Genomic DNA, 10,273 nt, shown 5'->3' with positions numbered 1-10,273 from the left:
CGCAGACCGAGGTGCTCGCGCAGGGTCGTGCCGACGTATTCGGTCGGGTAGGCGCCGCGTTCCTGCAGGGCCGGGACGAGCCGGTTCACGACGTCGTCGAGGCCATGCGGTACGTGGCGGAGCCCGAGATTGAGCCCGTCGTAAGCGCCGCTGCGCACGGCGTGCGCGAGTTCGTCGGCGAGGGAGTCGGGCGTGCCCACGAACGAGCGCGAGCTCGTGAGGTGGGCGACGAGTTCGCGGGCGGTCGCGAAGCCCTTCGCTTCGCTGATGTCGCGCCACTCGGCGACGATGTCCTGCGGCGTGCGGTAGTGGCCGACGGTGCCGCGCTCGACGCTGATCTCGCTCGTCGACGGCGCGAAGCTCGGCAGCGGGCCGTTCGGGTCGAAGTCGGGCAGCGCCTCGCCGTAGGTGTGCTCGACGAATTGCACGACGTGGGCGTCGGTCAGCGCGGCCTCCTGCTCGGCGCGCCAGCGGTCCTCGGCGTCGGCGAGGGTGTCGCCGATGACGACCGAACCGCCGGGCAGCAGCAGGACGTCGTCCTCCGGCCTTCCGGCGGCGCGCAGCCGGGCGCGGATGTCGGCCGCGAACTCGAGCGCGTCGTCGAGCTGCAGGTGGCGCGAGAAGATGACGTCGGCGTGCTTGACCGCGAGATCGCGCCCGCCGGCCGAGTCGCCCGCCTGGAAGAGCACGGGATGCCCCTGGGCGCTCGCAGGCACGTTGAGCCGGGCCTGCACCGACGAAAAGTCGCCGTCGCCCTCGATGAGCTCGGGGGCCTGCGACCACTCGGTGGCGCGCGTCGAGTCGCTCGGCGCGATGTTCGCCCACGAGTCCCAGAGCGCGCGCACGAGCCGCACGTTCTGTTCGGCGTGCTCGTAGCGGGGTGGCACGTCGACGTAGCCGCCGCGGCGGAAGTTCTCGCCGGTCCAGCCGTTCACCGTGGTGACGATGTTCCAGGCCGCGCGGCNCGCCCGAGAGCACGTCGAGCGTTGCGAGTCGGAGGGCGAGGGCGTACGGCTCGTGGTAGGTCGCGTTCTGCGTGGCGACGAGGCCGATGCGGTCGGTGATGGCCGCGAGGGCAGCGAGGTGGGTCTGCGAGTCGGGGCGCCCCGCGACGTTGATTTCGATGACCNCGCCGAGGTGCTCGCGCAGGCGCAGACCCTCGCCGAAGAAAAACGCGTCGAAGAGCCCGCGCTCGGCGGTCTGGATGGTCTGGCGGAAGGCCTCGAAGTCGATCTGGTTGAGGGCGGTGGGCGACTGCCAGTCGACGCCCTCGTTAACGCCGGCGTAGAACACGCCGAAGTGGACGTGGGCGTTTGGGCGTGGGTAGTCGGTCGTGGTGGTCATGAGTCTGGTCCGTTCTCGTCGTGGTGCGGGCTACGCGCGGGTGGTCGCTGCGGTGGCGAAGACATTGGCGGGGCGCTCGAGGCCGAGCGCTTCGCGCAGGGTGGCGCCGAACGTCGGCGCCGCGGCGATCTCGAGCCGGCGCAGCTCCGGCAGCACGAGCCGCTCGAGCTCGTCGCCGTCGACCTCGAGCACCGCCGGCAGGAGGCGCACGCCATCGACAGCCCGCCGCAGCTGCGCGATGAGCTCGACGAGTTCGGCCGAGTCACCGACGATGCGCAGCGAGGAAGGGACGTATGCGGGGAGCCCGTCGGCGACCGCCGCGGCGTCGAGCGCGGCGAGCCGGGATGCGGCGGTCTCGCCGCGGGCATCGAGCACCACCTCGACCTCGGCGACGACCCGGTCGATGCCGAGCTTGCGGGCGCGTGCAGCCGCTTCGGTGATCGCCTCGACCGAGTCGCCGCGCACGAGGGCGACGTCGATGAGGCTCGGGTCGACCTCGCCGATGCGGCCAAACACGGGCGGGCGGCCCTGGAGCGGCCGCGGGGTAATCGATGGGCCCCGAACAGTGAAGCGCTCGGAGGCGAAGTTGATGGCGTGGAGTCGCTGGTTGTCGAGGAAACGGCCCGAGTCGATGTCGACGATCACCGCGTCGTCTTCCCAGGAATCCCAGAGCTGGGTCGCCGCCGTGACGACATCGTTCGTCTCGGCGAGCAGCTCGTCGCCGGTGAGTTCCTGTCGACCGAGCGTCGCGCTCGCGGCGGGGGAGGTGGTGCCGTCGACGAGCCAGCCGGCGCGGCCCGCCGAGGCGTGGTCGAGGCTCGAGATCTGGCCCGAGAGATGGAACGGCTCGGCCCAGACCGGCGATGCGACGGGCACGAGGCCGATGGTCGAGGTGAGCGGCCCGGCAAAGGCGGCGAGCAACACCGAGTCGAGTCGTGCGGCGCTCGGCCCGGCTGCCTCGGGCGCGCCGGTGTTGTCACCCAGCGTCACGAGGTGGAACCCCGCGCGTTCGGCGGCGCGCACCTTGTCGGCGAGGCGCCGCGGGGTGAGGGACTCGGCGGGGGAGTGCGCGGCGAAGCGCCAGGCGGCAGGATGCGCGCCGGCTCCGTCGAGCTCGAGGGCGAGAGTGAAGGGTGCAGTGGTCATGAGTGGGTCCAATCGAATCGGGAGGCGAATTAGGAGACGAGGGCGGCGCCGAGATTGGCCTCAACTGCCGGGAGAACTTCGGTTTTCAGTAGCTCAAGGCTTTCGAGCCATTGGCGTTCGGTGAGATTGCCTCGATTACCGGGAATTGAAATGGCGTCGAGGCCGTACACCTGCGCATATCGAGTCAATTTGTCGACGGCCTGCTGCGGGCTCCCGACGAGAAACGAACTGCGGGCGACGTAGTCGTCGTAATCCTGGAAGAGCGTTTCCGGGGCGAAGTTGTTATAGGTGTCGACTCGGCCGGCCGCGGTGCGCTCATAGAACGGACGGAATGCCTCGACCGAGTCTTGCGAATTGCGCGTGAGGAACAGGCTGAATCCGGCGCCGACCCTCGCGTCCTTCGGGTCGCGACCGTGCGCACTCCACGCCTCGCGGTACCGCTCGACGAGGGGTGCGTAGCCCTCGATTGACTTCTGCACGTTGGCGACCCAGATCGGGTCGCCGTACTCGGCCGCCAGCTCGACGGTCTCGGTCGAGGTCGATGAGCCGTGCCAGGTACGGATGCGCGGCTGCAGCGGCTGGGGTCGGCTCACCCAGCCCTCGAGCGGCACGGTGCGGGTCGTCGGTCGCCCCGGTGTCGGTGCCCAGTGCACGGGCTCGCCCGACCAGAGCTGGCGGAGCACGCGGTAGTTCTCGTGCTCGGTAACGTGAGCGTCGTCGCGGGCAACGCCGAACAGCTCGGCCTGTTCCGAGCCGTTGCCCTTGCCCACGATGAGTTCGAGGCGCCCACCCGAGAGCAGGTCGAGGGTCGCGTAGTCCTCGGCGACGCGAACCGGGTCGAGCACCGAGAGCAGGGTCACGCCGGTGAAGAGCCGAAGGGTCGAGGTGCGGGCTGCGATATTCGCGAGAATTACCGGCGGCGCACTCGATAGAAATGGTGCGTGGTGACGCTCTCCAACGGCATAGCCGTCAAAACCGAGTTCTTCGAATCGCACCGCATTTTCGACCACAGAATTCAATCGCTCGACGTCGGTGAGCTGAATTCCTTCGGCCGATGGGGTATTGCTGATGATGTCGAGACCAATAACGTTGACCATGTTCGACGCTCCAATTCGTAGGCGGGGTGCGCTGGTGTGGTCGAAACTATTGAGGCGCCGGGGCGGTGCGCGAATATGACGAGTCACGCGCATTCATGCGCGGTAATTCACTTCAATGGCGAGTCATTCGAAGTAATGTGACGCGCCCCCGCGGGCCGCGCCCTCGACACGGGCCACCCCATGCCCTAACGGCCCCNAACTGACCACTCAACCCCCAGCTGTCGGAGGTGGTGGGGAGGTGGGCTGGATAGACTGGCGGCGCATCCCCACATGCCAACTCAGAGGAGCCAATGGTGACGTTCATCACTGATGTCTACGCACGTGAAATTCTTGATTCGCGCGGCAACCCGACGGTCGAGGTCGAGGTCACACTCGAAGACGGCACCATCGGTCGTGCCGCCGTGCCCTCGGGCGCATCCACCGGCGCATTCGAGGCGTACGAGCTTCGCGATGGCGACGCCGACCGCTACCTCGGCAAGGGTGTCGAGAAGGCTGTGCAGGCCGTTGCGGACGAGATTAACCCCGCGATCGAATTCTTCGACTCGACCGACCAGCGCACCCTCGACGCCGAGCTGATCGAGCTCGACGGCACGCCGAACAAGCAGCGCCTCGGCGCCAACGCCATCCTCGGTGTGAGCCTCGCCAACGCCAAGGCCGCGGCCGAGGTGAGCGAGCTCCCGCTGTTCCGCTACGTCGGCGGCGCGAACGCCCACGTGCTGCCCGTGCCGATGATGAACATCATCAACGGCGGCGCCCACGCCGACTCGGGTGTCGACGTGCAGGAGTTCATGATCCTGCCGGTCGGTGCCGAAACTTTCCGCGAAGCCCTGCAGTGGGGTACTGAGGTCTACCACCAGCTCAAGAAGACGATCGGCTCGAAGGGACTGTCGACCGGCCTCGGCGACGAGGGCGGCTTCGCACCGAGCGTCGGCTCGACTCGCGAGGCACTCGACCTCATCGTCGAGTCGATCGGCGAGACCCGCTACGTGCTCGGCCGGNACATCGTGCTCGGCCTCGACGTCGCCTCGACCGAGTTCTTCGACAACGGCGTGTACAAGTTCGAGGGCAACGAGCACTCGGCTTCCGACATGGTCGACTTCTACGAGCAGCTGATCAACGACTACCCGATTGTCACGATCGAGGACCCGCTGGCCGAGGAAGACTGGGATGCCTACGTCGAGCTCACGGCGCGCATCGGCGACCGCGTGCAGCTCGTCGGCGACGACCTCTTCGTCACGAACCCCGAGCGCCTCCAGAAGGGTCTCGACCTCAAGGTTGCGAACTCGATCCTCGTCAAGGTGAACCAGATCGGCACCCTCACCGAGACCCTCGACGCCGTCGAGCTCGCGCAGCGCCACGGCTACACGGCGATCCTCTCGCACCGCTCGGGCGAGACCGAAGACACCACGATCGCGCACCTCGCCGTCGCCACCAACTGTGGCCAGATCAAGACCGGCGCGCCGGCGCGTAGCGACCGCGTCGCGAAGTACAACGAGCTGCTGCGCATCGAGGAAATCCTCGGCGACCAGGCGATCTACGCGGGCACTTCGGCGTTCCCGCGCTTCACGCCGACCGAGGCCTAACCGCAAAGTCCACCGTGATTTGGCCGACGGGCCGAGCGTAACGCTCGGCCCGTCGGCCATTGTTGGAAGAATGTCCCCATGGCCAAAACCACCACCACCCGTGCCACGCGCCGACCGACGGGCGGGTCCATCCTGCTGCTCATCGTGCTCGTGGTCTCGGTGGCGATGATTGTGCCGACCGTGCAGCAGCTCATCAGCCAGCGGCAGCACATTGCCGAACTCGAATCCGAGATCGCGCAGTCGCAAGACCAGATCACCCAGGTCAATGAGCAGACGAACCGTTGGGAAGACCCGGCCTACATCAAGGCCGAAGCCCGTGGCCGCCTGCTCTTTGTCGAGCCGGGCGACACCACCTACGTCGTCATCGACGACGCGTCGCTGCCCGCGGTCGAAGACGAGCCCGACGTCAGCTCCGAGCTGCACGAAACCAAAACGGACTCGACCGAGCTCTTCCTCGACTCGCTCATCCGTGCCAACGACGCGCAAGCGCCTCAGGAGGACCAGTGACCAACGCCCTCATCGACCAGCATCCGAACTGGAGCCCTGCGAGTGAACAGGACCTCGCCACGCTCACCGAGCAGCTCGGACGCCAGGTGCGCGGCGTGCTCGGGGTTGCCTCGCGCTGCGTCTGCGGCAATCCAGTCGTCGTGATCACAGCGCCCCGGCTGCCCGACGGCACGCCGTTCCCGACGCTCTTCTACCTCTCGCACCCCGAGGCCACGGCCGAAATGTCGCGTCTCGAGGGCGCGCACCTGATGGTCGAGATGCAGGATGCGCTGGCGAGCGATGACGAGCTGCGGTCGGCCTACCAGCGCGCTCACGAGCAGTACCTTGCCGCCCGCGAGTCGGTCGACCATGTCGAGGAGATCGCCCACGTGACGGCCGGGGGCATGCCGACGCGCGTGAAGTGCCTGCACGCGCTGAGCGCGCACGCGCTCGCCGCGGGCCCGGGCGTGAACCCGATCGGCGACTGGGCGCTGCGAGTTTCGGCGTGGTCGCCGAGCGTGTGCCAGTGCGCGAATCCCCGCGGTGCAAACGCCGCGTCGCCGGCCGACGCATAGCGTCCGCCGAGGTCACCCCGCCCGTCAGGTGACAGCCACGGCGCGGGGGTAGTCTTGATACGTCTCGAAGCTTGACAACACAGTGAGGAGTGAACGCGTGACGAAAATTCTGATCGTCGGCGGTGGATACGCCGGGTTCACAGCAGCCCGACAGCTCGAAAAGCAGCTCAACCCTGGTGAGGCGCAGGTGACGCTCGTCGACCCGCTGCCCTACATGACCTACCAGCCGTTCCTGCCCGAGGTGGCGAGCGGTTCGATTGAGCCCCGTCACGCAGTGGTGTCGCTGCGCCGTCACCTGAAGCGCACGCGCGTGATCACCGCCGAGGTTTCGCAGATCGACCACGCGTCGAAGACCGCGACCATCACGCCTGAAGATGGCGACGCCTACACGCTCGGCTACGACATCGTCGTGGTGACCGCGGGCAACGTGTCGCGCACTTTCCCGATTCCGGGTATCGCCGACAACGCGGTGGGCATGAAGCACATCGAAGAGGCCGTCTGGGTTCGCGACAAGATCATCGACAACTTCAACCGCGCATCGACCATGGCGCCGGGCGCCGAGCGCTCGCGCCTGCTGACCTTCGTGGTCGTCGGTGGCGGCTTCGCCGGTATCGAGACGTTCGCCGAGATGCGTTCGCTCGCGACTGCGCTGCTCGCCGACTACCCGTCGCTGCAGTTCGACGACGTGCAGTTCCACCTCATCGAGGCGGCGCCGCGCATCATGCCGGAGGTTTCGGAAGAGACCGCGCTGTGGGTCATCAAGAACCTCGCCGAGCGTGGCGCGACCGTGCACCTCAACACCCAGTGCAGCTCGGCTGTCGACGGTGTGGTCGAGACCTCCAACGGCGACAAGTTCCCGACCGACGTCATCGTGTGGACCGCTGGCCAGATGGCAAACCCGCTCGTCAAGGGCTTCACTGACCTGCCCGTCAACGAGCGCGGCAACGTTCGTGCCCGTGCCGACCTTCGCATTGAGGGCGACGAGGGCATCGTCGAGGACGCCTGGGCCGCTGGCGACATCGCCGCGGTGCCCGACCTCTCGGGTGGCGGCGTCAACGGCTTCTGCGTGCCGAATGCACAGCACGCTGTTCGTCAGGCTCGCATGCTCGCCGAGAACATCGTGGCGACGCTGCGCGGCGACGCACCGACCGACTACTACCACGAGAACATGGGTGCGGTTGCGGGCCTCGGCATGGGCGTTGGCGCATTCCAGTCGGGCAAGACCGGCATCACGGGCCTTCCCGCGTGGGCGATGCACCGCGGCTACCACGGCATGGCGATCCCGACTTACGAGCGCAAGATTCGCGTCTTCGGCGGCTGGCTCGGCCAGCTCGTGCTCGGCCGCGACTTCGTCTCGCTGAGCAAATTGAGCGAGCCGAAGGCGTTCTTCGAGCGCTTCGCCGCTCGTCCGAAGCCGGCTGCTCCGAAGTCGACCGACGACAAGGCTTCGGCCGCCAAGTAGACGCCGCACAGCACCTGGCGATCGCCGCCGTATTCTTGACTGGATGCGGCGGNCCCCCCCCGTAGCCCAATTGGCAGAGGCACGCGACTTAAAATCGCGAAAGTGTCGGTTCGAACCCGACCGGGGGGACCAAGTTTCGTTGCGACGTAACACTGCGTCGACGTATTACCTCGGCGGTTTACATCCGCGATGTGCGGTGCTGAAGTTTTCCCGCAGATCCCAGCCCTTCCCGAGGAGCCCACATGACCGACACCCAGACCACGACGCGATTTGAGATCGTCAACCCCTTCGACGAGCGCGTGATTCCGGTGCTCGAGGATCTCGTGCGCGAGTACCACGACCGCTACGGCGACCTCGGTGGGCACGATTCGCGTGAAGAGGTCTACGGTGGCGCGAAGGACCAGTTCACCGAGGCGGCGCGCGGCGCCTTCCTCGTGCTGTTCGACGCGAACACCCCGCTCGCAGCGGGCGCCGTGCGGGCCTACGACGGTGACATCTGCGAGTTCAAGAAGATCTGGTCGAACCCGGCGCACCGTGGTGAACGCCTCGCCACCCGCCTGCTCGCTCAGCTCGAGGAAGAGGCCCGACGGCTCGGGTATCGCCAAGTGTTCCTCACGACCGGGCCCCGCCAGTCCGAGGCTGACCGCCTGTACGCGCGAAACGGCTACACCGCGCACTTCGACCCTGACGCATTCACGGTGCACCCGTACACGAAGGCGCTCGTCGAGGGCGAGGATGCCTCGCAACTGCCCGCGCGCGCTGTGCGAGACCTCGTCGACTTCGGCGAACTCATCGCCCGAAAGCCCTAGGGAGCGGCGCGCCGCCGGCACGACTGCTTATCGCTGCTCACCGCGAGAATGTCGAGCCGGCGGCGCGTCATATTTCCCTCCATGACGAAGATGACGCGACCGCGTCATTTCGTGTCGTCACAAAGTCGCACGCGGGCGTCCTCCGTGCTGAAGTCATCCTCACCCGACCACCCCGTCGAACCGAGGAGACCCCGTGACGCACATCACCGACACCGTCACTGCTGACCCGGCGCCCAGCACTGAGCGCGCTGCGCCGAGCGCCGCCGCAACCACGTCGGCGGCGGCACCCGCGCGCCCGGTGGCCCGCCGCATCCGCCGGCAGCGTCACTGGGGTCGCTGGATCTTCGCAGCCATCGCCCTCTTCGTCGTTGCCCAGTTCGTCGTCTCGCTGTTCCGGAACCCGCAGTGGCGCTGGGACGTCTTCGCGCAGTACTTCTTCTCGCAGTCCGTCGTGCAGGGCCTTGGGCTCACGCTCGTGCTCACCGTCGTCTCGGCCACGATCGGCTTCGTGCTCGGCGGCGTGCTCGCGGTGATGCGGATGAGCGGCTCGCCGATTCTCTCGAGCCTCGCGAGCGTCTACATCTGGTTCTTCCGCGCGGTGCCGCTCGTCGTGCAGCTGGTCGTTTGGTACAACCTCGGCTACCTCTGGCCCACGCTCGGCATCGGCACGCCGTTCACCACCGACTTCTGGCTCCTCGAAGTGAATACGGTGCAGCTCATCTCGGCCTTCACCGCTGCGATTCTCGGTCTCTCGCTGCACGAGGCCGCGTATTCCGCCGAGATCATCCGAGGCGGCCTGCTCTCGGTTGACGCCGGCCAACTCGAGGCGTCCCGCGCCCTCGGCCTGCCCCGCGCCACCCGCTTCTTCCGCATCGTGCTGCCGCAGGCCCTGCGCTCGATCGTGCCGAACGCCTTCAACTCGGTGATCGGCCTCGTCAAGGGCACCTCGGTGGTCTTTATCGTTGCGCTGCCCGAGCTGTTTTACACGGTGCAGGTCATCTACAACCGCAACCAACTCGTGATTCCGCTGCTGCTCGTCTCGGTGGTTTGGTACGCCGTGATCACGACCGTGCTCAACGTCGTGCAGTACTACATCGAGCGTCACTACGCCCGTGGCACGACCGCGCAGCTGCCGCCGACACCGGCACAGCGAGTGCGCCGCTGGTTCGCCGCCCGCCGGCCGAATGTCGTCGCCACATCGCTCGACCGTGCCGACGTCACGGCGCAGACCGGCTCGGTCGCCATCAGCGCCGGCGACGCGAACGCCCCGATCATCACCCGATAGGACACCGTCATGACTTCGACTACCACCACCCGCGGCCTCGTCGAGCTCCGTGGCGTCCACAAGTCCTTCGAAGAAACCGAAGTGCTCCACGGCATCGACCTGACCGTCCGACCGGGCGAAGTTGTCGTGCTGCTCGGGCCATCCGGTTCCGGCAAGTCGACGCTCCTGCGCGCTATCAATCACCTCGAGACGATTGACCGCGGCGAGATCACCATCGACGGCGAATTCATCGGCTACGCCGAACGCGGCGACGAACTTGTCGAGCTGCCCGAGCGCGAGATCCTTACTCGGCGGTTGCGGGTCGGCATGGTGTTCCAGCAGTTCAACCTGTTCCCGCACCTCACGGTGCTCGACAACGTCACGCTTCCGGTGACCTCTCGCAAGCTGCGCAGCAAGGCGGATGCGGCGGCTCGCGGCCGCGAGCTGCTCGAGCGCGTCGGTCTGGGTGCGCTGGCCGACCGCTTCCCCCGCCAGCTTTCGGGCGGT

Annotated in this window: 10 protein-coding genes and 1 tRNA gene; 8 read left to right on the top strand and 3 right to left on the bottom strand. The window is 67.3% G+C overall.

Annotation, left to right across the window (positions count from 1 at the left end):
- The 3 genes from ID132_RS00930 to ID132_RS00920 form a co-directional block, all read right to left on the bottom strand.
- A partial coding sequence (locus ID132_RS00930; RefSeq protein WP_328743273.1) for an LLM class flavin-dependent oxidoreductase occupies positions 1 to 935 on the bottom strand: 935 nt, incomplete at its 3' end.
- Positions 936 to 1,374: 439 nt separating this feature from the next.
- Positions 1,375 to 2,490, bottom strand: coding sequence for an LLM class flavin-dependent oxidoreductase (locus ID132_RS00925; protein ID WP_125106279.1), 1,116 nt, complete (start codon positions 2,488 to 2,490; stop codon positions 1,375 to 1,377).
- Between the two features lie 29 nt (positions 2,491 to 2,519).
- The gene (locus ID132_RS00920) at positions 2,520 to 3,587 is read right to left on the bottom strand and encodes an LLM class flavin-dependent oxidoreductase (RefSeq protein ID WP_125106278.1); all 1,068 of its coding nucleotides are present in this window, start codon (positions 3,585 to 3,587) and stop codon (positions 2,520 to 2,522) included.
- Between the two features lie 290 nt (positions 3,588 to 3,877).
- Here ID132_RS00920 and eno point away from each other — a divergent pair, with 290 nt between their 5' ends.
- The 8 genes from eno to ID132_RS13265 form a co-directional block, all read left to right on the top strand.
- Positions 3,878 to 5,170, top strand: coding sequence for a phosphopyruvate hydratase (gene eno / locus ID132_RS00915; RefSeq protein ID WP_193127637.1), 1,293 nt, complete (start codon positions 3,878 to 3,880; stop codon positions 5,168 to 5,170).
- A 78-nt stretch (positions 5,171 to 5,248) separates the two neighbouring features.
- Positions 5,249 to 5,677, top strand: a complete 429-nt coding sequence (locus ID132_RS00910) for an FtsB family cell division protein (RefSeq protein WP_125106276.1) — start codon at positions 5,249 to 5,251, stop codon at positions 5,675 to 5,677.
- Entirely contained in the window at positions 5,674 to 6,231 is a 558-nt protein-coding gene (locus ID132_RS00905; RefSeq protein ID WP_241209088.1) for a DUF501 domain-containing protein, read from the top strand. The genes ID132_RS00910 and ID132_RS00905 overlap by 4 nt, the downstream gene beginning before the upstream one ends.
- A 97-nt stretch (positions 6,232 to 6,328) precedes the next feature.
- Positions 6,329 to 7,693: an NAD(P)/FAD-dependent oxidoreductase gene (locus ID132_RS00900; protein ID WP_125106275.1), complete on the top strand. Its 1,365-nt coding sequence runs from the start codon at positions 6,329 to 6,331 to the stop codon at positions 7,691 to 7,693.
- Between the two features lie 55 nt (positions 7,694 to 7,748).
- Positions 7,749 to 7,825: transfer RNA gene (locus tag ID132_RS00895), tRNA-Leu, on the top strand.
- Between the two features lie 110 nt (positions 7,826 to 7,935).
- Positions 7,936 to 8,502 (top strand): GNAT family N-acetyltransferase, encoded by a 567-nt coding sequence (locus tag ID132_RS00890; RefSeq protein ID WP_125106274.1) that lies wholly within the window; start codon positions 7,936 to 7,938, stop codon positions 8,500 to 8,502.
- 193 nt (positions 8,503 to 8,695) lie between these two features.
- On the top strand, positions 8,696 to 9,787 hold the full coding sequence (locus ID132_RS00885; protein WP_241209087.1) for an amino acid ABC transporter permease: 1,092 nt from the start codon (positions 8,696 to 8,698) through the stop codon (positions 9,785 to 9,787).
- 9 nt (positions 9,788 to 9,796) lie between these two features.
- A partial coding sequence (locus ID132_RS13265) for an ATP-binding cassette domain-containing protein (protein ID WP_235988178.1) occupies positions 9,797 to 10,273 on the top strand: 477 nt, incomplete at its 3' end.

Source organism: Gulosibacter sediminis (assembly GCF_014904065.1).
GTDB classification, from domain to species: domain Bacteria; phylum Actinomycetota; class Actinomycetes; order Actinomycetales; family Microbacteriaceae; genus Gulosibacter; species Gulosibacter sediminis.
This window is presented reverse-complemented; position numbering and strand designations above follow the sequence as displayed.